At 66.0% G+C, this 20,454-nt stretch carries 26 protein-coding genes and 1 pseudogene; 14 read left to right on the forward strand and 13 right to left on the reverse strand.

Annotated elements, in window-relative coordinates; genetic code table 11:
* Nucleotides 1–108: integrase core domain-containing protein (locus ABSH63_RS15155; RefSeq protein WP_352888226.1), on the forward strand; the 108-nt coding region annotated here is incomplete at its 5' end.
* Here the strand turns inward: ABSH63_RS15155 and ABSH63_RS15160 are convergent.
* From ABSH63_RS15160 to istA, 3 genes and pseudogenes are all read right to left on the reverse strand, one after another.
* Nucleotides 69–365, reverse strand: a pseudogene (locus ABSH63_RS15160) (TonB-dependent receptor domain-containing protein); the annotation flags it as partial. The gene ABSH63_RS15155 and the pseudogene ABSH63_RS15160 overlap by 40 nt on opposite strands.
* 70 nt (nucleotides 366–435) lie before the next feature.
* A complete protein-coding gene (gene istB, locus ABSH63_RS15165; protein WP_352890878.1) occupies nucleotides 436–1,206 on the reverse strand; it encodes an IS21-like element helper ATPase IstB in 771 nt (256 codons plus the stop codon).
* Nucleotides 1,207–1,211: 5 nt separating this feature from the next.
* On the reverse strand, nucleotides 1,212–2,816 hold the full coding sequence (gene istA, locus ABSH63_RS15170) for an IS21 family transposase (protein ID WP_352890879.1): 1,605 nt from the start codon (nucleotides 2,814–2,816) through the stop codon (nucleotides 1,212–1,214).
* A gap of 552 nt (nucleotides 2,817–3,368) precedes the next feature.
* Between istA and ABSH63_RS15175 the strand changes: the two genes are divergently transcribed.
* Nucleotides 3,369–4,145: a hypothetical protein gene (locus ABSH63_RS15175; RefSeq protein ID WP_352890880.1), complete on the forward strand. Its 777-nt coding sequence runs from the start codon at nucleotides 3,369–3,371 to the stop codon at nucleotides 4,143–4,145.
* A 34-nt stretch (nucleotides 4,146–4,179) separates the two neighbouring features.
* Here the strand turns inward: ABSH63_RS15175 and cadR (ABSH63_RS15180) are convergent, their stop codons facing one another.
* Nucleotides 4,180–4,647 carry a Cd(II)/Pb(II)-responsive transcriptional regulator gene (gene cadR, locus ABSH63_RS15180; protein WP_352890882.1) on the reverse strand — a complete coding sequence of 156 codons (468 nt, stop codon included), beginning with the start codon at nucleotides 4,645–4,647 and terminating at the stop codon, nucleotides 4,180–4,182.
* Between the two features lie 114 nt (nucleotides 4,648–4,761).
* Between cadR (ABSH63_RS15180) and ABSH63_RS15185 the strand changes: the two genes are divergently transcribed.
* The 6 genes from ABSH63_RS15185 to ABSH63_RS15210 all read left to right on the forward strand — a co-directional run bounded on the left by ABSH63_RS15185 (nucleotide 4,762) and on the right by ABSH63_RS15210 (nucleotide 11,335).
* Entirely contained in the window at nucleotides 4,762–5,031 is a 270-nt protein-coding gene (locus ABSH63_RS15185) for a hypothetical protein (protein WP_352890884.1), read from the forward strand.
* Nucleotides 5,032–5,066: 35 nt separating this feature from the next.
* Nucleotides 5,067–5,462, forward strand: a complete 396-nt coding sequence (locus tag ABSH63_RS15190) for a hypothetical protein (protein WP_352890885.1) — start codon at nucleotides 5,067–5,069, stop codon at nucleotides 5,460–5,462.
* A 96-nt stretch (nucleotides 5,463–5,558) separates the two neighbouring features.
* Entirely contained in the window at nucleotides 5,559–6,842 is a 1,284-nt protein-coding gene (locus ABSH63_RS15195) for a TolC family protein (RefSeq protein ID WP_352890887.1), read from the forward strand.
* A gap of 29 nt (nucleotides 6,843–6,871) precedes the next feature.
* Nucleotides 6,872–7,828, forward strand: a complete 957-nt coding sequence (locus tag ABSH63_RS15200) for an efflux RND transporter periplasmic adaptor subunit (RefSeq protein ID WP_352890888.1) — start codon at nucleotides 6,872–6,874, stop codon at nucleotides 7,826–7,828.
* A gap of 13 nt (nucleotides 7,829–7,841) precedes the next feature.
* A complete protein-coding gene (locus tag ABSH63_RS15205; RefSeq protein WP_352890890.1) occupies nucleotides 7,842–10,991 on the forward strand; it encodes an efflux RND transporter permease subunit in 3,150 nt (1,049 codons plus the stop codon).
* On the forward strand, nucleotides 10,988–11,335 hold the full coding sequence (locus tag ABSH63_RS15210; RefSeq protein WP_352890891.1) for a P-II family nitrogen regulator: 348 nt from the start codon (nucleotides 10,988–10,990) through the stop codon (nucleotides 11,333–11,335). The genes ABSH63_RS15205 and ABSH63_RS15210 overlap by 4 nt, the downstream gene beginning before the upstream one ends.
* An 89-nt stretch (nucleotides 11,336–11,424) precedes the next feature.
* Here ABSH63_RS15210 and cadR (ABSH63_RS15215) read toward each other — a convergent pair whose 3' ends face one another.
* Nucleotides 11,425–11,832: a Cd(II)/Pb(II)-responsive transcriptional regulator gene (gene cadR, locus ABSH63_RS15215; RefSeq protein WP_352890893.1), complete on the reverse strand. Its 408-nt coding sequence runs from the start codon at nucleotides 11,830–11,832 to the stop codon at nucleotides 11,425–11,427.
* Between the two features lie 82 nt (nucleotides 11,833–11,914).
* On the opposite strand from cadR (ABSH63_RS15215), the gene ABSH63_RS15220 reads away from it, so the two are divergent.
* From ABSH63_RS15220 to ABSH63_RS15235, 4 genes are read left to right on the forward strand one after another with little or no spacing between them, the layout of a single operon-like run.
* On the forward strand, nucleotides 11,915–12,577 hold the full coding sequence (locus ABSH63_RS15220) for a cation efflux transmembrane domain-containing protein (RefSeq protein WP_434223284.1): 663 nt from the start codon (nucleotides 11,915–11,917) through the stop codon (nucleotides 12,575–12,577).
* A complete protein-coding gene (locus ABSH63_RS15225) occupies nucleotides 12,561–13,235 on the forward strand; it encodes a class I SAM-dependent methyltransferase (protein WP_352890896.1) in 675 nt (224 codons plus the stop codon). The genes ABSH63_RS15220 and ABSH63_RS15225 overlap by 17 nt, the downstream gene beginning before the upstream one ends.
* A gap of 35 nt (nucleotides 13,236–13,270) precedes the next feature.
* The gene (locus ABSH63_RS15230; RefSeq protein WP_352890898.1) at nucleotides 13,271–14,659 is read left to right on the forward strand and encodes a phenylacetate--CoA ligase family protein; all 1,389 of its coding nucleotides are present in this window, start codon (nucleotides 13,271–13,273) and stop codon (nucleotides 14,657–14,659) included.
* Complete coding sequence (locus tag ABSH63_RS15235) at nucleotides 14,656–15,705, forward strand: rhodanese-like domain-containing protein (RefSeq protein WP_352890900.1); 1,050 nt, start codon at nucleotides 14,656–14,658, stop codon at nucleotides 15,703–15,705. The genes ABSH63_RS15230 and ABSH63_RS15235 overlap by 4 nt, the downstream gene beginning before the upstream one ends.
* Here the strand turns inward: ABSH63_RS15235 and ABSH63_RS15240 are convergent.
* A complete protein-coding gene (locus ABSH63_RS15240; protein ID WP_352890902.1) occupies nucleotides 15,669–15,866 on the reverse strand; it encodes a hypothetical protein in 198 nt (65 codons plus the stop codon). The two genes, ABSH63_RS15235 and ABSH63_RS15240, sit on opposite strands and share 37 nt — an antisense overlap.
* A gap of 45 nt (nucleotides 15,867–15,911) precedes the next feature.
* On the opposite strand from ABSH63_RS15240, the gene ABSH63_RS15245 reads away from it, so the two are divergent.
* Nucleotides 15,912–16,151: a hypothetical protein gene (locus ABSH63_RS15245; protein WP_352890903.1), complete on the forward strand. Its 240-nt coding sequence runs from the start codon at nucleotides 15,912–15,914 to the stop codon at nucleotides 16,149–16,151.
* A gap of 85 nt (nucleotides 16,152–16,236) precedes the next feature.
* Here ABSH63_RS15245 and ABSH63_RS15250 read toward each other — a convergent pair whose 3' ends face one another.
* From ABSH63_RS15250 to ABSH63_RS15275, 6 genes are all read right to left on the reverse strand, one after another.
* Nucleotides 16,237–16,848 (reverse strand): HAD family hydrolase, encoded by a 612-nt coding sequence (locus ABSH63_RS15250; protein ID WP_352890905.1) that lies wholly within the window; start codon nucleotides 16,846–16,848, stop codon nucleotides 16,237–16,239.
* Between the two features lie 36 nt (nucleotides 16,849–16,884).
* Nucleotides 16,885–17,388, reverse strand: coding sequence for a hypothetical protein (locus tag ABSH63_RS15255; protein WP_352890906.1), 504 nt, complete (start codon nucleotides 17,386–17,388; stop codon nucleotides 16,885–16,887).
* The gene (locus ABSH63_RS15260) at nucleotides 17,385–17,918 is read right to left on the reverse strand and encodes a hypothetical protein (RefSeq protein ID WP_352890908.1); all 534 of its coding nucleotides are present in this window, start codon (nucleotides 17,916–17,918) and stop codon (nucleotides 17,385–17,387) included. The genes ABSH63_RS15255 and ABSH63_RS15260 overlap by 4 nt, the downstream gene beginning before the upstream one ends.
* A 61-nt stretch (nucleotides 17,919–17,979) precedes the next feature.
* Nucleotides 17,980–18,153: a hypothetical protein gene (locus ABSH63_RS15265; protein ID WP_352890910.1), complete on the reverse strand. Its 174-nt coding sequence runs from the start codon at nucleotides 18,151–18,153 to the stop codon at nucleotides 17,980–17,982.
* A 41-nt stretch (nucleotides 18,154–18,194) separates the two neighbouring features.
* A complete protein-coding gene (locus ABSH63_RS15270; RefSeq protein ID WP_352890912.1) occupies nucleotides 18,195–18,512 on the reverse strand; it encodes a hypothetical protein in 318 nt (105 codons plus the stop codon).
* Between the two features lie 38 nt (nucleotides 18,513–18,550).
* A complete protein-coding gene (locus ABSH63_RS15275; RefSeq protein WP_352890914.1) occupies nucleotides 18,551–18,949 on the reverse strand; it encodes a hypothetical protein in 399 nt (132 codons plus the stop codon).
* 223 nt (nucleotides 18,950–19,172) lie between these two features.
* Between ABSH63_RS15275 and ABSH63_RS15280 the strand changes: the two genes are divergently transcribed.
* On the forward strand, nucleotides 19,173–19,424 hold the full coding sequence (locus ABSH63_RS15280; RefSeq protein ID WP_352890916.1) for a helix-turn-helix domain-containing protein: 252 nt from the start codon (nucleotides 19,173–19,175) through the stop codon (nucleotides 19,422–19,424).
* Between the two features lie 115 nt (nucleotides 19,425–19,539).
* Here ABSH63_RS15280 and ABSH63_RS15285 read toward each other — a convergent pair whose 3' ends face one another.
* Nucleotides 19,540–20,334: a TonB-dependent receptor domain-containing protein gene (locus ABSH63_RS15285; RefSeq protein ID WP_352890917.1), complete on the reverse strand. Its 795-nt coding sequence runs from the start codon at nucleotides 20,332–20,334 to the stop codon at nucleotides 19,540–19,542.
* Nucleotides 20,335–20,454: the final 120 nt, after the last annotated feature.

The following is a 20,454-nucleotide window of genomic DNA, read 5'->3' on the forward strand; positions in this document are numbered from 1 at the left end:
TGGATGCTCGAATACAACGAAGACCGACCCCATGACTCGCTCGGCGACATGACGCCAGTCGAGTATTCTCAAGCCGCCAGGAACTCTACTTTTGAACTGTCGCCTTGACGGGGAAGCTTACGGGTGTAGAAGCCCGCGGCGTTAAGCTGCAGATTGCCGCCGAACAGATCACCCTTGAACCCCAGCTCGTAGGTATCGACGCGCTCTTCCTTCACCGGCACCATCGTGCCGAATACGTTACCGACCAGGTTGACGGTGTTGTAGGTGGGATTCTTGTAACCCCTTGCCCATGAAGCGTAGAGCTGCGAGCTATCCGAGAAGGGGCGCCACTGCAGCGCAACGCGTCCCGACAGCAGGCTCGGCTTGAGGGTCGGCGTGTCCCCGGTTGGCCACCTTAACTTCCTCCACTCGTGGCCACTTCAAATTCCTCCACGGTTAGCCGGCCCCTGCCGTCGAGCGTGCCGCCCGCTCGGAGGCTTCCTTCAGCCGCCAGCTCTTGCCCTCGAATCTGAGCAGATGGCCGTGGTGCATCAGGCGGTCTAAGAGAGGAGTGACGATGACCGCATCGCCCAGCAGTTCCGCCCAGTCATCGATCGGGCGGTTCGACGTGATGATCGTGCTGGCCCTCTCGTAACGGCTCATCAAGACGTCGGCCAGTTCGTCGGCCGAACCTGAGGGAAGACGCCGCAGGAAGAGGTCGTCGATGATGAGCAACGACGCGCCGGCGATCTGTGCCCGGTAGCGTGCGAGGTGCCCAAGCTGGCGCGCCTCATGGATCTCCTCAAGCAGCACATGCGCCTCGCGGTACATCACTTTGTACCCGCGGTCGACCGCCAGGAGAGCCAGTGACTTCGCGACATGGCTCTTGCCCGTACCGGGCTGTCCGAGCAGCAGCACATCCTCCCTGGAGTCGATGAACTTCAGCGCGCCGAGCTCAAGGATGTCGCGCTTGGGGAGTCGCGGGTTGAAGCTCCAGTCGAGCATCTGCAGAGTGGCTTTTTGAGGCAGCCCTGACGTAGCGAATCGCCGGTCAAGAAGGCGAGACCGTCGACGGTCCAGTTCGTCCTGAACCAGCGCAGACAATGCCTCTATAAAGCTCATTTCGTGGCTCGCCACCTGCAGCGCGCGTGCCTGAAGGGTTGCCACCATTCCTGACAGCCTGAGACTGCGCAGGGCCTTTTCCAGTTCGGGGACGGACATGGACATTCGTGTTACTCCTTGTTGCTCTTCGAGTGCGTATCGAAGAAGGTTTGGTATTCGCTGACGGGCCGAATCCCATCTCCGGCCTGCAGCAACGCGGGCTCCTGCGGCGCCTGTGCATGCCGCGCTTCGAGGGCGCCCTTGATGACTCGGAACGAGAAAGTGCCGTTCTTCAGCGCCTCTGCCGCGACGGCTTCGATATCGGCGCTGCGGAAATGGCGCGGCAGACTGGCCAGTGCGTAGAGCAGCTTGTGCCCCGGACGGCCGAGTGTGGTGAAGGCTGTGTAGCCCAAGGCGCGTGTGGACGGTCCGACCTTCGCGAGCTTCGCCAGCAGGCGGGTTGTCTCGCGGCTCGGATTGAAGATGCGGTCTTCTGGATCCATGACGATCGAGCCTTTGCGCTTCGACTTGGAGTGGCGGCGAAGGATCTCTCCCGTCATCGACTGAATCTCGACTGTGGTTTCGTAGATCCGCACCTTGACTTCGGAGTGCAGTCGCGCCGGAACTGCGGCATAGAACGAGCCATCCACCTGAACGAGTCCAGAGTCGTCGACGGTCCGCACCTCGTCGCGGAAGTAGCGATACGGCTCGACCGGCAACGCCTGGAGAAACGGTTTCTCCTCGAGAAACATTTCCATCACCTGGCGCTTCTTGCGACCGTGGATGCGCCTGGCCGCCCAGCGTTCTTCCCAGTCGGCCAGGTGCTCGTTCTGCTTCTCTATGGACTCGAACGTGCGCCCTTTAAGTCCCGTGTCCTGCGTGTGCTGCACGGCGTTTTCGACTGTGCCCTTTCGATCGGGGTCGCGAACGCGGCAGGGATCGGCGACGGCCCCGTAGTGCTTCAGCATCGCTGCGTAGAGCGGGTTCAGAACCGGGTCGTAGATGTCGGGCGTGATGACACCTTCCTTGAGGTTGTCGAGGACGACATACTTGGGGGCGCCGCCGAACGAGCGAAAGGCTTCTTCGTGAAGCCGGCACCAGACCTCCTGAGACGTTTTCCACACGGTCTTGCGGAAGCTTTTCGCCGAATACTTCAGCGTCATCACGAAGAGGTAAGGACGGCCTTGCTTGCCGTTGGGCTTCGTGGTCGGAGCCCCTTGCCCGTAGTCGACCTGGGCTTCTTCGCCCGGATCGAACTCGAGGACATCGAACCGCTGCGGATCGGTGGTTCGCAGTCGCCCCACGAATCGCTTGACCGAGTTGTAGGCGCCAGCGAAACCGAAGAGATCCACCAGGTCCTGGTAGATAGACGTTGCGTTGACGCCGAGCTTGACCTTCGCTTCGATGAACGCGCGATGAGGCTCGCAAAGAGACGGCGTCGCCGGTGGCCGGGGCGGAGGATTTTGACGGCTGTCAGCCGACCCTTCGTCGGCGGGGCCCGCGTCGCCGCCCGCTACGACTCCGGCGGCCGGGGTGGAGGACTTTGCGTCTACATCGGTGGCCAGGGTGGAGGAAGTTGAGCCCCCCACGCTTGTTCCTTCCTGCGCGACCATCTGCGCATACTTTCGAATCGTCTTCCGATCTACCCCGGTGCGACGATGGATCTCCCGCTGCGTTTCGCCGCGCGCGAGAAGCGTTTCGATGGTGATTCTCAGATTCTTCTTCAAGACATTCACTCCGCAGCTCCCAGTACGTCGGGACGCACAAACCCGCGCCAGCCCAACGGCGGGCTGGCGTGTTGACTTCGGGAACGGGCACTACGAAAATGTCTTGGTCGGGCGTCACTCGACGTTGCATTCGCGGTTCACTTCTCGGCCCACGTCCTCAGAAACGTGGGCCGAGTCGTTTGTGCAGGTCCCCTTACTTCCTCTTCCCTCCTGTCGGTATCGCCTGATGTGGAACGGCGTATTCGGCAGGCTGCATCACTGCGGCAAGCCACTGGGCCACGCATTCAGTTTTTGCGAACCGGCCCCGCCGATGTGGAAGCCGGAACGTTGCCACGGGCAGCCGCCCGCGGCGCGCGGCTTGGCGAAAGGCTGCGCCGCTCTGAAAACCCAGCGCACGCCACAACGCTTTGCCCGTCATCAGCGGGCCGTGCGCTTGCTGGAGTTCGAGCAGGCAGGCATCGTCAGATGCTGCCGTGGCGGACGTGGTCCTCATGTCACGCATTTTTCGTTGTGTGACACTTGGTTCCAACCGTCGAGTTATTCCGAATTTCCCGACTTCCGATGACCAAGTCAGCTCAAAAGGGTCGCGGCCGCCCCAAGCTCGACGCGGCCGATGCGCTGCGTGCACGGGCGTGCTGGCGCTGGGTACATGCTGCGACCGGCCTGAGTCTCACCGACTGGGAGTGCCGGCTGTATCCTGAAAGCGTGGTGACGGATGCGAAGATCGAGCGCCCACGAATCTGGGATCGTTACGACGCCGGCACGATGTGCCCGAAGGACGACGGGACTGAGACATGCACCGTAGGACGCGTCGACAGCATCCTGCCAGGCTTTCGTGCGTTCCACGGTCATCCGTTCTGGCGCACGATCGGATCCAAGGCGTTGTCACAGGACGACGCCGTCGCGTTGATGAGAGAACTGGTCGGATTGCGCGAGTGGCTCTTCCAGACGACGCCGATCGTGCGGTTTGGTGTCTCGCTTGGCCCCTATGATCCGCCGTTGCGCCGAGCATTCGACGATGGTGTGTTTCACGCGTTGACCAGCAATCCGACGCTCGATAGCGCGGCTGCATTCCTGGCCATGGTGCATGAGGCCGACGGGCTGGGCAGTCAGGACTTCCGCGATCGGGCGATGGGCGGTTATCGGACTCACGTGCCGATGCTCCGAAAGCACCCCGCCTTCTCGGGGATCGTCGATGCGCTGACTGACCTGATCGATAAGAGAATCGGCGACTACGTGATCATCCACGGCAACCAGAAGTTCCGCATCCACATCTTCACGAAGAACCTCACGGAAGAGGAACTGCTTCGCGGCTATACAGGCGCCCCGGCAACCTAGGCGCGCCACGCGCGCAGGACGGCGGCCTCTGCATTCATCTGCCGCGCCGGGGTCGGTCATGGACGGCGAGTGCCGCCGCGTTGCGTGAAGTCGGCGCCGGCGAACCGGCCAGCTCATGGAGAATCCCGCAATCCTTCGTGGCGCGCGGGTTGGCGCATTGGTTGCGGATTGTCCTGAGCTCCGACTGCAACGCGCGGAGAGCCCGGATACGCGCAGTCACGTGCCCGATGTGCTCGTCCAGCAGCGCGTTGACCTCCGCGCATTCGAGCTCCGGCGCTTCGCGCAGTTTGAGCAGCCGGCGGATTTCGTCATGCGTCATGTCCAAGGCCCGACAATGCAGCACGAACTGCAGATGCTGGCGCTGCGCTTGGTCGTACAGGCGGTAGTTACCTTCACTGCGTGCTGGCGGTGGCAACAAGCTCTCGCGTTCGTAGTAACGAATGGTTTCGACCGACACGGCCAGAGCCTGTGCGAGGTCGCCGATGCGGTAGGTCCTGGGCATGGGGCTCTCGGTGCTTGACCCTGAAGTTACTACAGGGTGTGCAATGGCGTCACTGATGAATCAACTCGCCCCACGCGCGAACTGCGTCGGGCGCGGTCCGCGCCGGAGAATCGCATGCTTGCACCTGAATACACCTACACCGCGCTGCTGATCGTGCAGGCTCTGCATCTTCTGCACCACCGCGTAATGAAGCGCCACATCAGCTTCGCCGAGGTGATGTCCGCGACCGTCCTCTGCGTGCCGCCCTGGGCGCCGATTCCAGCCTGGTTGCTGTCCGCAACCCACCTGACTCTGATCGCCGTACAAGTCGTCGGCAGCCTGTTCATTCGGCGTCTTTCGCCGGAATGGCGCGGATCTCCGCAACGAAAGCTCCGCCTGGGCTGACTGGAACTTCCGGCATGCCTGCTAGACTAATCCCCATGCTCCGCGATTCCGCGATCGGTCCTTGGCTGCTGGCGCTGTTCTGCGCCGTGCTGCTGAGTTCGCGCGCGGGTGGTGCCCATCTGCACCTGTGCTTCGACGGCAGCGAGCCGGCGGTGAGCTTCCACGCCTTCGAAGTCGATCTGCATCAGGACGAGCCGCAGGCGGCGGCGCCGCACCAGGACACCGATGTCGGCGTGCTCGGGGAAGTCCTCGCCAAGCTGTTGACGCTCGATCTCGATCTGCCGCCGGTACTGCTGGCCACGCTGATCGGATTGGTCCTGCTGCGGGCGCCGCGTGAGCGGCCGCAGTTCACCGAACCCCGCTCAGCGACCGCTGCGGCCCTCTACCTGCGTCCGCCGCTGCGCGGACCGCCTCCGTTCTCCTCCCTCTGACGCACTGAGGTTTCCTGCCGCTTGACGCCCGCTCGGGCCAGCGGCTCGCCTGCCACGCCGCCCGTTCCGCGGCGGCGATGGCGATGGGAGGACACGATGGAAGTTTTCACCGCACGCACAGGTCGCGCGTGTTTCATGGCCGCGGCGCTGCTCACGTCCGCTGCGGCCGGTGCGGCTGCCCCCGACGGGCTGACGCTGCGCGAAGCGATCGCCGCGGCGCTCGCCGACAATCCCGAACTGAGCGCATTCGCCTTTGAGCTGCGCGCCGCGCAGGCGCGCGAGCAGCAGGCCGGCCTGCGCCCGGCGCCGGAGCTGTCGATCGAAGCCGAGAACTTCGCCGGCTCCGGCGAAACGCGCGCCTTCGACGCCGCCGAAACCACGCTGGCGCTGTCGCAGGTGCTGGAACTGGGCGGCAAGCGCGGCGCGCGGCTGGACGCAGCCCGCGCCGGCAGCGGCGCCGTCGAAACCGAACGCCAGGCCGCGCAGCTCGACGTGCTGGCCGAAGTCACGCGCCGTTTCATTGCCGTGGCGCGCGCGCAGGAGCGCCTGGCGCTGGCGCGCTCGGCCACGGCGCTGGGTGAACGCACGGTCGAAGCCTCGCAGCGCCGCGTCGACGCCGCCAAGTCGCCGCACGCAGAGCTGGACCGCGCGCACATCGCGCTCGATCGCTACCGGCTGGACGAACAGGCGGCTACGGCCGACCTCGACACCGCGCGCAAACAGCTCGCCGCCATGTGGGGTTCTTCGCAGCCGGTCGTCGACGGACGTGCATTCGGCGCAGTCCGCGCCGAGCTGTTCGCGCTGCCGGCAGCGGACGACTTCGACGCGCTGGTCGGACGGCTGGCCGCCAATCCCGACTTTCTGCGCTTTGCCTCGGACGCGCGGCTGCGCGACGCCGAGCTGCGCCTGGCGACGACCTTGCGCCGGCCGGACCTGACGCTGGCGGCCGGCCTGCGCCGTTTCGAAAGCTCGGATGACCAGGCGTTTGTCGCTTCGTTGTCGCTGCCGCTGTTCAGCGGCCGACGTGCCGACGGCACGATCGCCGAGGCGCAGGCGAATCGCGGACGTGTGGATGCCCAGCGGCGCGCCGCCGAGGTGCGCGCCCAGGCCACGCTCTACGAGCTGCACCGCCAGCTCACGCGCGCCATCGCCGAGGCCGGCACGCTGGCCGATGACATCCGTCCACGCGCCGCCGAGGCGTTGCAGGAGACCGAGTACGCCTACACGCGTGGGCGCTACAGCTATCTGGAGCTGGTCGACGCCCAGCGCGAATACCTGGCCGTGCAAGCGGCATTGATCGAGGCCGCCGCGTCCGCGCACCTGTTGCGCGCGGAGATCGAGCGCCTGACCCGCAGCCCGCTGTCGGCGCCCGCGCCGTGAGCAGCAAACGAACGATTGAGGAACTCCGAATGAACAGCAGACTCATGATCCTGGCGCTCGCGCTCGCGCTCATGCTCGGCGCCTGCGGCGGCGGCGAATCGCCGGCGACCGCCGAGGCGAGCATGGCCAAACCCGATGCCGAACACGCCGAAGGTGAACACGAGGAAGGCAACGGGCCGATCCGGCTCAGCGCCGAGCAGATCTCCGCCGCCGGCCTGGAACTGGCCGACGCCGGTCCGGCGCAGATTCATCAGACGCTGCCACTCTACGGCGTCATCGTGCCCAACGCCGAGCGCACGCGCGAGGTCGCGGCGCGCTATGCCGGCGCGGTGCGCAGCGTCGCCAAGCGCGTCGGCGATGAGGTCCGCCAGGGCGAGACGCTGGCGACGGTCGAGGCCGACGAGAGTCTGCAGACCTACGCCGTCACCGCGCCGCTGTCCGGCGTCGTCACCGCGCGCAACACCAACCCCGGCGAGCAGACCGGCGACAAGCCGCTGTTCACGGTCGCCGATCTGTCGACGGTCTGGGTCGAGCTGTCGCTGTTCCCGCGCGACGCCGGCAAGGTCCGCATCGGCCAGCGCGTGCGCTTCGCCAATCCGGACACCGGCGAAAGCGCCGAAGGCAAAGTGATCTACATCGTCCCCTTCGGCCGCGCCGAGAGCCAGACGCTGACCGCGCGCGTGCTGCTCGACAACCCGGACCGGCGCTGGGCGCCGGGGCTGTACGTAAGCGCGGCGGTGCTGCTCGACGAATCCAGCGTGCCGCTGGCGATCCGCGGCGAGGCGCTGCAGACGCTGGACGGGCGCAGCGTCGTCTTCGTGCAGACCGAGGAGGGCTTCGTACCGCGTGCCGTCGGTCTGGGCCGCAACGACGGCGAGCACGCCGAAGTCCTGTCGGGGCTGGAGCCGGGGGCGCGCTACGTCGCCCGGAACAGCTTCATCCTCAAGGCAGAGCTCGGCAAGGGCGAAGCCGAGCACGAAGACTGAAGCGGAGACGACCATGATCGACGCATTGCTGCGTTTTTCCATCGCCCGCCGCTGGGTTGTGCTGTTCCTGGTGCTCGCGGTCGGCGGGCTCGGCGCCTGGAACTATCTGCGCCTGCCGATCGACGCCGTGCCGGACATCACCAACGTCCAGGTGCAGATCAACACCTCGGCGCCGGGCTATTCGCCGCTGGAGGTCGAACAGCGCATCACCTACCTGGTCGAGGTCGCCGTCGCCGGCTTGCCGAACCTGGAGTACACGCGCTCGCTGTCGCGCTACGGGCTGTCGCAGGTGACGGTGATCTTCAAGGACGGCACCGACATCTACTGGGCGCGCAACCTGATCAACGAGCGCCTGCAGCAGGCCAAGAGCCAGCTGCCGTCGGGCATCGAGCCGCAGATGGGGCCGATCGCCACCGGCCTGGGCGAGATCTACCTGTACACCGTGCACGCCGACAAGGACGCGCGCCAGGCCGACGGACGTCCCTGGGATGCCACTGCGCTGCGCACGCTGCAGGACTGGGTGATCCGCCCGCAGCTGCGCTTGGTGCCCGGCGTGACCGAAGTCAACACGATCGGCGGCTACGAGAAGCAGTTCCACGTCACGCCCGACCCGGCGCGCCTGCTCGCCTACGGCCTGTCCTTCGACGACATCGTCGCGGCGCTGGACAAGAACAACGCCAATGTCGGCGCCGGCTACATCGAGCGCAACGGCGAGCAGTACCTGATCCGGTCGCCGGGCCAGGTGTCGGACATCGCGGCGATCGAGCGGATCATCGTCGCGCATCGCGGCGGTGTGCCGATCACGGTGCAGGACGTGGCCGAAGTCGCGTTCGGCAAGCAGCTGCGCACCGGCGCGGCGACGCGCGACGGCGAAGAGACGGTGCTCGGCACCGCGGTGATGCTGATCGGCGAGAACAGCCGCACGGTGTCGCGCGCGGTGTCGGCCAAGCTGGCCGAGATCGACAAGACCCTGCCCGAGGGCGTCACCGCCGATCCGGTCTACGACCGGACCGTGCTGGTCGAGAAGACCATCGCCACCGTGCAGAAGAACCTGCTCGAGGGCGCGATCCTGGTCATCGCCGTGCTGCTGCTGATGCTCGGCAACGTGCGCGCCGCGCTGCTGACGGCGATGGTGATCCCGCTGTCGATGCTGATGCTGATGACCGGCATGGTCGAGACCGGGGTCAGCGCCAACCTGATGAGCCTGGGGGCGCTGGACTTCGGCCTGATCGTCGACGGCGCGGTGATCATCGTCGAGAACTGCATCCTGCGGCTGGCCGAGCGCCAGCATCACGCCGGCCGCCTGCTGACGCTCGAAGAGCGGCTGCAAACGGCGTTCTCCGCCACGCGCGAGGTGTTCACGCCCAGCCTGGTCAGCGTGCTCGTCGTGATCCTGGTCAACCTGCCGATCCTGGCGCTCACCGGCGTCGAGGGGAAGATGTTCCGGCCGATGGCGCTAGCGGTGATCATGGCGCTGCTCGCGGCGGTGGTGCTGTCGCTGACGTTCGTGCCAGCGGCGGTCGCGCTGTTCCTGCGCGGCCGCATCGAGGAGAAGGACAACTTCGTCGTGCGCCACGCCAAGCGCCTCTACGCGCCGGTGCTGGACACGGCGCTGCGGCTGCGCGGGGCCTTTCTCGCCGGCGCGGTCGTGTTCGTCGTGCTCTGCGGCTGGCTCGCCTCGCGCATGGGCGCCGAGTTCATCCCCAGCCTCGACGAGGGCGACATCGCGGTGCAGGCGTTGCGCATCCCCGGCACCAGCCTGACGCAGTCGCTGGAGATGCAGTTCCAGATCGAGCGCGCGATCAAGGAGATGCCGGAGGTGAAAACCTACTTCGCGCGCGTCGGCACCGCCGAGGTCGCCACCGATCCGATGCCGCCGAACATCTCCGACGGCTACGTGATGCTCAAGGAACGCAAGGACTGGCCGGACCCGGACAAGCCCAAGGCGCAGCTGCTCGAAGAGCTGGAGGAGAAGCTGGAGCAGGTGCCCGGCAACGCCTACGAGATCAGCCAGCCGATCCAGCTGCGCTTCAACGAGCTGATCTCCGGTGTGCGTTCGGACCTGGGCATCAAGCTCTATGGCGACGACCTCGACCAGTTGCTCAAGTCGGGCAACGCCATCGCCGCGCTGCTCAACACGATCCCCGGCGCCGAGGGCGTCAAGGTCGAGCAGGTGGCCGGCCTGCCGGTGCTGTCGGTCGAACCGCGGCGCGCCGCGTTGTATCGCTACGGCCTCAACGTGGCTGACGTGCAGGACGTGCTGGCCGCCGCCGCCGGCGGCGAAGAGGCGGGCCAGGTGTTCGAGGGCGATCAGCGCTTCGCGGTGGTCGTGCGTCTGCCCGAGCACCTGCGCAACGATCTGCTGGCGCTGGAGCGCCTGCCGGTGCCGCTGAGCGACGGCGAAGGCGGCGGCTACGTGCCGCTGGGCGAAGTTGCGGATCTGGCGCTGGCGCCGGGCCCGAACCAGATCAGCCGCGAGAACGGAAAGCGCCGTCTGGTCGTGTCCGCCAACGTGCGTGGCCGCGACCTGGGCGGCTTCGTCGCCGAGGTGCAGCAGAAGATCGAGCAGCAGGTGAAGCTGCCGCCCGGCTACTGGCTCGACTACGGCGGCACCTTCGAGCAGCTGCAGTCGGCCAGCGAGCGCCTGACGCTGCTGGTACCGATCACGCTGGCGACGATCTTCGGCCTGCTGCTGATGACCTTCGGCTCGGTGCGCGACGCGCTGCTGGTGTTCAGCGGCGTACCGCTGGCGCTGACCGGCGGCGTCATCGCGCTGCTGATCCGCGGCATTCCGCTGTCGATCACCGCCGGCGTCGGCTTCATCACGCTCTCCGGCGTGGCCGTGCTGACCGGCGTGGTGCTGGTGTCTGCCATCCGCGACCAGCTCGCCCGCGGCGCGGACATCGAGCAGGCGATCCGCGACGGCGCGCTGCTGCGCCTGCGGCCGATCCTGATGGTCGCGCTGGTCGCCGCGCTCGGCTTCCTGCCGATGGCGCTCAACACCAGCACCGGCGCCGAGGTGCAGCGCCCGCTGGCCACCGTGGTGATCGGCGGCATCCTGTCGTCGACGCTGCTAACGCTGCTGGTCCTGCCCGGCCTGTACCGCATGGCCTGGCGGCCGTCTTCACAGGCCGCCGCCGCAACCGAGGAGTCCATCGCATGAAACTGATCAAGGCGTTCATCCACCACGTGCGCGCGCCGGACGTGATCCAGGCGCTGGCCGACGCCGGCTACCGCAGCATCACGCTGCACGACGTAAAGGGCATGCTCAAGCCGATCACCGAGGCCGAGCGCGACTATTCCACCGAGGGCGGCGCGCTGGTGATTTCGGAAGTGCGGTTGTCGCTCGTCTGCAAGGATGACGAGGTGGATTCCGTCGCTTCCATCATTCGCGCTAACGCGCGCGTCGGCAGCGGAATCTCCGGCTACATCTACGTCAGCTCGGTCGAACAGGTGCTACCCATTGGTGGCCCGGACGATCACGCGCAGCCAGGCAGCCGAAGATGAGGTGTGTCCGCTTCGATCGACACCCTGCTTCCGGCTGGCTTCGCCGATTCTGCACACGCGTCCGGAACGTTCAAGGCCATGCGGCGCGACTACTTCGGCGCTGCAGGACGCTGGCGCAAGGAGCGCAGAATCCCGCAGTGTCCAGACGCCTTCCCGCGGCGACAGGCTTTGCGCAGCCGCTGCAGCTGCCCTTCCAGCCGGTGCAGCTCTGCGATGCGCGTTGCCACCTGCGCGATGTGTTCGTCCAGGAGTTCATTGACCCGGGTGCAGTCCTTGCTTGGCGCGTCGTGGTAGTCGAGCAAGGAACGGACCTCGTCGAGCGTCATGTCCAGCGCTCGGCAATTGACGATGAAGCGCAGGCGATCGGCGTGCGCCTCTCCATAGACCCGATAGTTCGATGTCGAGCGCTCAGCGCGGGGTAGAAGCCCTTCGCGCTCGTAGTAGCGGATGGTTTCCACCGGCACGCCCAACGCTCGTCCGAGTTGGCCGATCTGCATTGCAGCCTCCTTGACCCTGAAGCCACTTCAGGGTGTCCAATGGCGACTACCTTAGTCAAAGGAAAGAGTTCATGCGAGCTTTATGGCCTTGCTCTTGGCGCCTGGCGGAGATCATTCGGTGAAGCCGGATGAACTGGAGTGCACGGACGCTTGCCGCGCTACCGAAGGCGTGGACCGCAAGACGCTGCGAACCGTGCTCGCGATCAATCTCGCGCAGTCGCTGGGCGGAGGAGTCGTCGGCGTCCTGGCATCATCGGCGGGTCTCATCGGCGCAGCCGTTGACAATCTGGCGGATGCAGGCGTTTACGGCCTCAGCCTCTTCGCGGTCGGCGGCAGCGCCGCGCGCAAGGCGCGGGCCGCGCGTGTGAGCGGCGCAATCCTGATTCTCCTGAGCCTGCTGCTTGTCATCGAGGTGCTGCGCCGGTTCTTCGCCGGGGCCGAGCCAATCGGACCCGCGATGATGGCCGCCGCTGCGATCAATGCAGGCTTGAATCTCGTGTGCCTGCGCCTGTTGCGCGCACACAGGGGTCAGGGCGTGCACTTCGACGCCTCCTGGATCTTCACCAGCAACGACACGCTGGTGAACCTCGGCATCGTCGCCTCGGGCTTGCTCGTGATGGTGTTGGGGTCGCCGATCCCGGATCTGGTGATCGGTGTCGTAACGGCGGCGGTCGCGGCGAAGGGCGGCATGGAGATTCTCGAAATGGCGCAGGAGGCGCGGCACGGCGATGACGCGCCCCGATAGCCCGCTGGCCGAGGCCGGCGGCCGCTACATTCCGGCTCTTGGCTATCGCTGGCTTACACCGCTCTACGATCCGGTTGTCCGCTGGACCACACGGGAGCGCGCAGTCAAGGCCGCTCTGATCGAGCAGGTGCGGCTGCAGCCGGGTGAGCGCGCGCTGGACCTGGCTTGTGGCAGCGCCACCCTGACCATCGCGGCTAAGCAGAAAACACCCGCTGCGGACATCGTCGGGGTTGATGGCGATGAGGGGATTCTCGGGCAGGCCCGGCGCAAGGCCGGGCAGGCCGGCGTCGGCCTGAGCTTCGACCGCGCGCTATCGCACGAGCTGCCCTATCCCGATGGTGCGTTCGATGTCGTCATGTCGAGCCTGTTCTTCCACCATCTGACACGCACCGCGAAGCTCGCGACCCTGCGCGAAGTCCACCGTGTGTTGAAGCCGGGCGGCCGCCTGCATATCGCCGACTGGGGCGGGGCCTCGAACCCACTCATGCGGGCCGCGTTCTTTCTCGTGCAGTTGCTGGACGGCTTCGAAACGACCGCCGACAACGTCGCTGGGCGCATGCCGGCATTGATCGCCGAAGCCGGCTTCGTCGATGTGTCTGAGACCTGGCGCCTGTCCACGCCGCTGGGAACCGTGTCGCTCTACGCGGCACGGACGTAGCGCAGGTGCCGTCAACGTAAGAGGAGGCAACAGCGATGAGCCAAAGCGAGCCGCCCGTCTACCGCCTCAACCTGCCGCGGCTTCTTGCGCTGATTCTCCAGGTTCTCCCGTTGCGCCGGGCCGAGACGTGGAGCCGCGATCGGATTCGAGCGCATCAGGATCGCGAGCTCGTGCGCTTGCGGCAGCATGCCTACGCCCACTCGCCCTTCTACCAGCGATTTCACAAGGGGCTGGAACGACGACCGCTTCACGAACTGCCGGTCCTGACCAAGAAAGAACTGATGCAGTCGTGGGACGAGATCGTCACCGACCGCTCCCTGCGTCTCGAGGACGTTCAACGCTTTCTTGAGCGCGTGCAGGGTTTCGAGCCCTACCAGGGCACGCACTACGCCTACGCGACGGGCGGCACGACGGGGGTCAAGGGCGTCACGGTTTACAGCGAAAAGGAACTCTTGCGCATCTTCGCCATGACCAGCCGCACGACGCGCTGGGCCGGGATGCCGTTCTCCCTGCGGGAGCGGCCACGGCTGGCGATCGTGCAGTCGCTCCTGCCGTGGCATGTGGCCGGTGGCGCTGTATTCATCAGGTTGCCCCTGGTAAAGACGTTGCCTCTCGATACCACCGAACCGCTTCCACAGCTGGTGCAGAAGCTCAATGACTTTCAGCCGCACGTGCTGGGCGGTTTTGCGGGCAACATTCAGCTGCTCGCCCAGGAGCAGCTGGCAGGCAGACTGCGGATCGCACCGCGGACCGTCACCACGACCGCCGAGACCCTCAAGAAGGAAGCTCGCGAACAGATCGAAGCGGCCTGGGGAATCGAGCCATTCGACGCCTACGGCTCGACCGAGACCGCAGTCGCCGCCTCCGAGTGTCAGGAACACCGCGGACTGCACGTCTACGAAGACGTGGTGATCCTCGAAGTCGTCGACGAAGACAACCGCCCCGTGCCCCCGGGTACGTTTGGCAAGAAGGTGCTGGCGACCGTTCTGTGGAACTACACGCTCCCGCTGATCCGCTATGAACTCAGCGACCACCTCAAGCTGGCGTCGGAGCCTTGCCCGTGCGGCCGCACGTTCCAGCTCATCGAGGAAATCGAAGGTCGCGAGGAGCAGGTGATCTTCCTCGATGGTGCGTCGGGCGAGCCGGTGAGGATTGAACCGGACTTGTTCTTCGACCACATGGTTCTGCTGCCGATCGATGGCTGGCAGGTAGTGCAGGAACGCAAGGATGCCATCACCTTCCTGGTGCTACGCCCGCACGCTGAATTCAAGAAAACCGAGTTCCTGCAACGAATCGGCAACGAACTGGAGAAGCTCGGCGCCAGGCGACCGACGCTGAGGGTCGAGCGCACCAGCGAACTGCGTCGCACCAAGCTCGGGAAGCTGATCACGATCCAGGCCCTGCGGACGGAAGACCGTCGATGACCGCGGAGAGTGCTCCCATCGGTGCGCGGCGCCTGACTGCAGCGGAACTCAAGCGTCGGCTGGACGCGCCTGAGCCGCTGCTGCTGCTCGACGTCCGCCGCGGCGCGGCGCTGGCCCGGAGTCCCTTGGGCATCGCCGGCGCCGTGCCGATTCTCCTGGACGAGGCCATCGTCCGCATCCCGGACCTGCCGCGCGAGACCGACATTCTGGCTTACTGCCTGTGCTCCGGCCAGGCATCGAGCACGCGCGTCGCCCGGTGGCTGTCACAAGCGGGCTATCGCCGGGTGTCGGTGCTGGAGGGCGGGCTGCCCGCCTGGCAAGCGGGCGGCTTTCCGCTGAGGGCCGTCAGCCTCGACGGGCACCGGGCGATACCGCGCTGGATCGACGTCGCCGCGCTGGGCAAGCCCGCAACCGCCGCGAGCGGGACGGGGCTCATCGCGGAGAGCGCGTTTCTCGCCGGCGAGAAGCTGCCGCTGCGGCGCGAGATGGCGGTCCTGTTCGTGGACATGGTCAATTCCACCGAGCTGCTGTTCGCGCACCCTCCAGAACACGTGTTGTCGCTGGTGCAGGCATTCATGGAGGTGGTCGTCGATGTCGCCGTGGAACACTGCGGCGATGTGCACGACTTCGAAGGCGATGGCGCCATGCTCTACTTCGGCGGGCCCGGAGAAGCCTTGCCAGCCGCCTTCGACCTGCGCGCGGCGCTCGCCGCGCGGCGCCGCCAGGTTCCGGAACTGCCGAACGCGCGGCTCGCGCTCGATTCCGGGCCGTTGGTCGTCGGCTACGTCGGTAGCCGCGAGCGGCGCGGCGTGTCCTTCATCGGGCCCAGCATCAACACGGCGGCGCGCATCCTCAAGCTGGCGCCGCCCGGCGGAATCGTCGCCACGGACGCCGTCGTGCGCCACGCGCACCGAACCGATCCCGATCTGGCGGTGCAGTTCCGAGCGTTGCCCGAGAGGCTGATCCTGAAAGGTTTCGCAGAGCCGGTCGCGATCCACGTCGCGGCCAATCAGGGCGCGTCGGTTTCCACAGCGCCGAAGCGATAGTCGAGCGCCAGCGTGCCGATCAACCCTTCGACAGACAGGCGGGTCCGGCTGGTGGCCAGCGTGCTGCCGTCGTCAGCCCGCATGGTCACGGTCGCCTCGATGTCCGCACCGGCGATCCCGGCTGCGCCCCTCGCGTTCGACGCGGCGCTCGCGCGCCGCAATGCCGATTCATCGACAGAGTGTCACCGACATGTTAGGAGACGATCATGAGCACATTTTCGAAGTGCCCCCTTGCGGTTGCGCTGGGCGCGGCCTGTGCGCTTGGCGGCGCGAACGCCCAAGCATCCGTGTTACAGGCGACCGACGTTGGCAGCGGCTACATGGTGGCGGCAGCGGACCACGCCGCGAGCTACGCAGCGCAACCGTACGAGGGCCACTGCGGCGGCATGCACATGATGGACGGGCGCTGCGGCGAGGGCATGTGCGGCGGCAACGTCAGGAAGTGATGAGCTGATGGCGGCGGTTCGCCGGACATCGAACGGCGAACCGCCGTCATGGCGAGCCGCGTAGCCACCGCGACTTCCCGTGCGCTCACCGGTTGGTTAGAGCTCCAATCTCACGCAAGTCCCCGAGCGTGCAGAGAGCCGGCGACCCTCCGTGCTCCCCCTGGCGATCCAGCAGGCATGCACGCATTCCGATCCGCTCGGGCCCCCGCACGTCGGCTTCCGGGGTGTCCCCAACGAACAGAGTCCTACCGGCGTCCACGCCGAGCGTCGACAGCGCGTGTTCGTAGATTCTCGGATCGGGTTTCACTGCGCCGACCTCGAAGCTCCAGGAGTACGAATCGAGGTCCGGGAGCAACAGCCGGACGGGAATCGCATAGGGCGCCGCCAGATTCGAGCACACACCGACCTTCAGTCCGGCTTGGCGCAATGCCGCGATGGCCGGGAGCGCATCGTCGAACAGCTGAACGGTCGACAACTCGGTATAGAGATCCAGCTCGATCTTCGCAAACGCCTCGCCAAGAATGTCCACACCCACCGCTGCCGCAAATCCGGCCAGCCCGACGTCGGTGGTCAGCATCGTGTAGACGTCGTCCTGCCGTGGTGGACGACCATGGCTCGCCATGAGCCGCTGGAGTTGCCGATAGGGACTGCGCCAGGCGCCGATCTGAACCAGTGTGCCAAAGGCGTCAAAGATCACGGCCACCAATCTGCCAACGGACGATGGCGGCATGCATCACCTCTGACGCGGCGACAGATCGCAGTACGCCTGAATCACGACTGCGCAGGCATCGCACGACGTCAGCCACCAGCCATTGAAGGGCCGCCGACTGACCGCGCTCGCGGCGTCCGACGTACCACACCGGCAGCAGGTCTTGAGGGACTTGCTCTCGGCCGCCTGGACCTGATCGTGGAACCCCGCCATGACCCGAGCGCGTTTGCCCTTCACCTCCACGGACGACACCTGTCCGAACCGCTCGATTTCCATCCGAAGCGGGCCGCCGCGGTAGTACATGCGCAGGCAGCCGAACTTCTCCTTGATCTGGTGCCACTGGACCGGGAACTGATGCTCGTGCGCGTACGCACAGACGTTCGCGACGATCCGGTGCCATCCATCGGGCCAGCTCAGGCCGATGTTCTCGCCCGAGAACTGGTCTGGATACCGCGCCGCAAGCTTGGCGTGGTTCTGCTCGGAATGGGCGTAGACATCGCCGGCGTGCGGCGGCGCGTGTTGGCTCATGCCGAACGCCGCTTGCGCTGCTTTTCTACGACACGCGGTCTGCGATCGGCTGCTGCCCCGGAGCGCTTGCCTTTCGTTGCGCGGCGCTTCGCGCCCGCCGGCTTTGAGCGCGCGCCCTGTTTCGGCGATTTTCCCGCTGGCGACTCGACCGGTGTGGCCGACTCCAGCACTTGATTGAGCTGTACGAGCGACAAGCTCACAGCAACCGCCCGGACAAAGCCAAGGTATCGCTCGCAGGCCCCGCCGTGCCATTTCGTCCAGAGCTCATGGACCGCCTTGGCGTCGGCGCTGTCGGTCTTGATGTCGAACAGATCGACCGGACAATCCGGCAGCGCCATGCGGACGAGTCCGCCGCCGGAGAAATCGTCCGGGATGAACGCGCCTTCGAAGCTGAGCGTGTCAAGCAGGCCAATGACGGTCAGCGCATGGTCCGGCATCTCCGGTGGGTGATGCTCGATGAGCATCGGAATCGCGCGGCCCTTGCGGAGCGCTGCTTTCGTACTGGCGGACAGGTGTTCAATGGCGGCCATCGGTATGCTCCAGGTCACGTAAGGATCCACAGCTTCTCGGCGCATCCTCGGATGGAGGGTGCTAGAGGTCGCGCATCGCGCAAGGTTCCGCCTCGACATCGAACGCGCTGGCGATCTCCGCCGGCAGGTAGGGACCGAAGTCCGGCGTCCCGGCCAGATTGACCACGTAGTACCAACCCTCCGTGTCTTCGAGGATGCGCAGCACCTGCGTGGCGGCGCCGCGGCGGCGAAACACCAGGAGTCGGCGGAATCGGCCGGTCGCTGTGGATGCACCGGTCATGCGCCGGCCTGACCCCGTACACGCAGGGCCTCGGCGATCAGCTCGGCGCCGTGGTGTTCCCAGAGCTGGTCGGCAAGCGCATGCCCCAGCTGTAGGTCGGCAACATCCGTTCCGAAGATCCGATCGGCCATGGCCGGCATCACCAGGTTGGACGGCGCCGTCGCGAGGAACTTCACCGCTCCGCAGCGCCCAACGACGGCGACTTCGTTGGTCGGAATGATCCCGTACTGATCCCAGGTGACCTCCGGGTACTGCTTGTCGGGGCAGGACTCCGCCTGCGGGATGACTTCGTCCCGCGCGATGTAGCCTTCCAAGGCGGAGCCCGAAAAAGGACCGATGAGCAATCCGCGGATCACGACAGATCCCCTTGGCGCGCAGCGGGATCGGCGGACTCGGACCTTGCGATGCTCTTGAGGTAGCCCTTGCGACGGCGGTACTGCTCGGCATAGGTGCCCAGAAACACCGCCATCGCCTCGCGGTACTGGATCACCTCGGCGGGCAGCTCCAGCGAAAGCTCTCGGGCAATGGCGACGGCGTACTTGAGCTGCCTCGCCGTAGGCGGCAGCAGTTCCCCTTCGAGGATCGCCGTGACGACATCCACGATGCGCCGCGCCAAGTCATTGCGGCCGCGCTCGGCAGCCTGCGGCGGCTCGGTCTGGCTGACGATCCCGAGCAGACGTTCCTCGATATGCCCCTCGAACGGAAGGGGTAGATGGAACTCAAAGTCCCCGTACACCAGTCGGAAACACACGCGTCTTCCTCAGTCCTGTCAATGTTCACGAAGCACGCACCGCGTCGTACTTCTCTCGTGGATTCGGACTGTCCGCTGATGCATCGAGAGACCGGCGGCCCGCATGGCGAAACAGAACTGGGCATTGATGCCTGCCTGCCACGCCGGAGGCCCCGGATATTCATATAGGGTCTCAGACTATAGTCCGTAGATCAATAGTCGTCGTGCCGGCAATGTCCGCCCGATGGCGCGCACGTCCGAGAAACGCAATCCCATCGCGATCGCCTTCGGCGCGGTCCTCCGGGCCGCCCGCGCCGACGCCGGCTTATCACAGGAAGCTCTCAGCTTCGCGTGCGACATCGATCGCACCTATGTCTCATTGCTCGAGCGCGGCATTCGCCAACCCACGCTTGGCACCGTGTTCGCCTTGTCGGAACAGTTGGGAACGACAGCCGAATCGATGGTGGCCAAGACCCGCAAAGAACTGCGCCGCTGATCAGCAGGTACAGCAGGCCGCAAACGCCGCGCCCCAAGCATCTACTGCAACGGATGCAGCACGCCAATCAGTTGTCCCCCGCGCACCATCCGTTAGCGGTCGCGCTTGCCGACCCCTAGAGGCTCAATTCGCTCTGGCGACAGGTGGAGGAGTTTGACCCGGCCAGAAGTGGGGGATTTTGAGTGGCCGCCCGGGTGTCCGCGAAGGGCACCGGCAGCGGAATCAGTCGCCCGTCACCGGCGACGTATGCGGTATAGGTATCGACCAGATCGCGCTCTTCGTACTGGTAGCGCGTTCCTGCGGTCAGATCCAGCGTCTCGGTCATGTACCAGGTGCCCTGGGCGTAGGCAGAGTACGAGGTGTTGTCGAGGCCACCGGAGTTTGCGAGTTCCACCCCGTCGGCGCCGATCGCGGGCAAGCCGAGGCCGACGAGCAGAGCGTCCAGGGTGTCGCGCAGGCTGTCGCCGACGCCGGGCACCAGCGCGCCGAGCGCATTGGCAGCAACCTTGAACGTCACTGGAATCAGGCCGCCGTCCGACTGGAGGAAGAACAGACCCGCAACCCAGGAGAAGTGCTCCGCGCCAGGAGAGCTCTGGTTGGACAGCAACTGCAGCTCAGCCGTCGTCTGGTTGTAGACCTGCCGTGCGGGTCCGCCACCGGCATGGGCCTCGGCGCCGGGCCTCGCGGTGTTGTCGAAGTCCGCGTGAAGCTCCGGGACTTCGGCGCGCTGCCAGGAGCCGATCAGCTTGATATCAGCGACGTCGGTAAACCAGTCGACCGTCCCGGAGAAGATCGTGCTGCGATTGACCGCTTCGGTATAGGTATTGAGGCTGACTTCGCGGTCCAGAGCCGGATCGGCCGGGAACGTTGCGCCGATGACCGGTGCCGGCCGAAGCAACTGATAGAACAAGGTAATTCCTAAGCAAACCGGACCAAATCTGAGAGGATTTGGTCATGAAGCGATGTCCCGGATGTGCAGGTTGTCGGCACTATCGCCTGGGGGATGGACGTCTGAAGTGCCGCGCCTGCG

The sequence above is a fragment of the Sinimarinibacterium thermocellulolyticum genome (assembly GCF_040327995.1).
GTDB lineage: Bacteria > Pseudomonadota > Gammaproteobacteria > Nevskiales > Nevskiaceae > Solimonas > Solimonas thermocellulolyticum.

Excerpts from the sequence above, each read along its gene's own strand:
- istB (WP_352890878.1), bottom strand. The coding sequence starts at position 1,206 with ATGTCCATGTCCGTCCCCGAACTGGAAAAGGCCCTGCGCAGTCTCAGG.
- ABSH63_RS15195 (WP_352890887.1), top strand. The coding sequence starts at position 5,559 with ATGGAAGTTTTCACCGCACGCACAGGTCGCGCGTGTTTCATGGCCGCG.
- ABSH63_RS15230 (WP_352890898.1), top strand. The coding sequence starts at position 13,271 with ATGAGCCAAAGCGAGCCGCCCGTCTACCGCCTCAACCTGCCGCGGCTT.
- ABSH63_RS15185 (WP_352890884.1), top strand. The coding sequence starts at position 4,762 with ATGCTTGCACCTGAATACACCTACACCGCGCTGCTGATCGTGCAGGCT.
- ABSH63_RS15255 (WP_352890906.1), bottom strand. The coding sequence starts at position 17,388 with ATGAGCCAACACGCGCCGCCGCACGCCGGCGATGTCTACGCCCATTCC.
- ABSH63_RS15205 (WP_352890890.1), top strand. The coding sequence starts at position 7,842 with ATGATCGACGCATTGCTGCGTTTTTCCATCGCCCGCCGCTGGGTTGTG.
- ABSH63_RS15235 (WP_352890900.1), top strand. The coding sequence starts at position 14,656 with ATGACCGCGGAGAGTGCTCCCATCGGTGCGCGGCGCCTGACTGCAGCG.
- ABSH63_RS15260 (WP_352890908.1), bottom strand. The coding sequence starts at position 17,918 with ATGGCCGCCATTGAACACCTGTCCGCCAGTACGAAAGCAGCGCTCCGC.
- ABSH63_RS15280 (WP_352890916.1), top strand. The coding sequence starts at position 19,173 with ATGGCGCGCACGTCCGAGAAACGCAATCCCATCGCGATCGCCTTCGGC.
- ABSH63_RS15220 (WP_434223284.1), top strand. The coding sequence starts at position 11,915 with ATGGCCTTGCTCTTGGCGCCTGGCGGAGATCATTCGGTGAAGCCGGAT.
- cadR (WP_352890882.1), bottom strand. The coding sequence starts at position 4,647 with ATGCCCAGGACCTACCGCATCGGCGACCTCGCACAGGCTCTGGCCGTG.
- ABSH63_RS15190 (WP_352890885.1), top strand. The coding sequence starts at position 5,067 with ATGCTCCGCGATTCCGCGATCGGTCCTTGGCTGCTGGCGCTGTTCTGC.
- ABSH63_RS15200 (WP_352890888.1), top strand. The coding sequence starts at position 6,872 with ATGAACAGCAGACTCATGATCCTGGCGCTCGCGCTCGCGCTCATGCTC.
- cadR (WP_352890893.1), bottom strand. The coding sequence starts at position 11,832 with ATGCAGATCGGCCAACTCGGACGAGCGTTGGGCGTGCCGGTGGAAACC.
- ABSH63_RS15175 (WP_352890880.1), top strand. The coding sequence starts at position 3,369 with ATGACCAAGTCAGCTCAAAAGGGTCGCGGCCGCCCCAAGCTCGACGCG.
- ABSH63_RS15210 (WP_352890891.1), top strand. The coding sequence starts at position 10,988 with ATGAAACTGATCAAGGCGTTCATCCACCACGTGCGCGCGCCGGACGTG.
- ABSH63_RS15225 (WP_352890896.1), top strand. The coding sequence starts at position 12,561 with ATGACGCGCCCCGATAGCCCGCTGGCCGAGGCCGGCGGCCGCTACATT.
- ABSH63_RS15245 (WP_352890903.1), top strand. The coding sequence starts at position 15,912 with ATGAGCACATTTTCGAAGTGCCCCCTTGCGGTTGCGCTGGGCGCGGCC.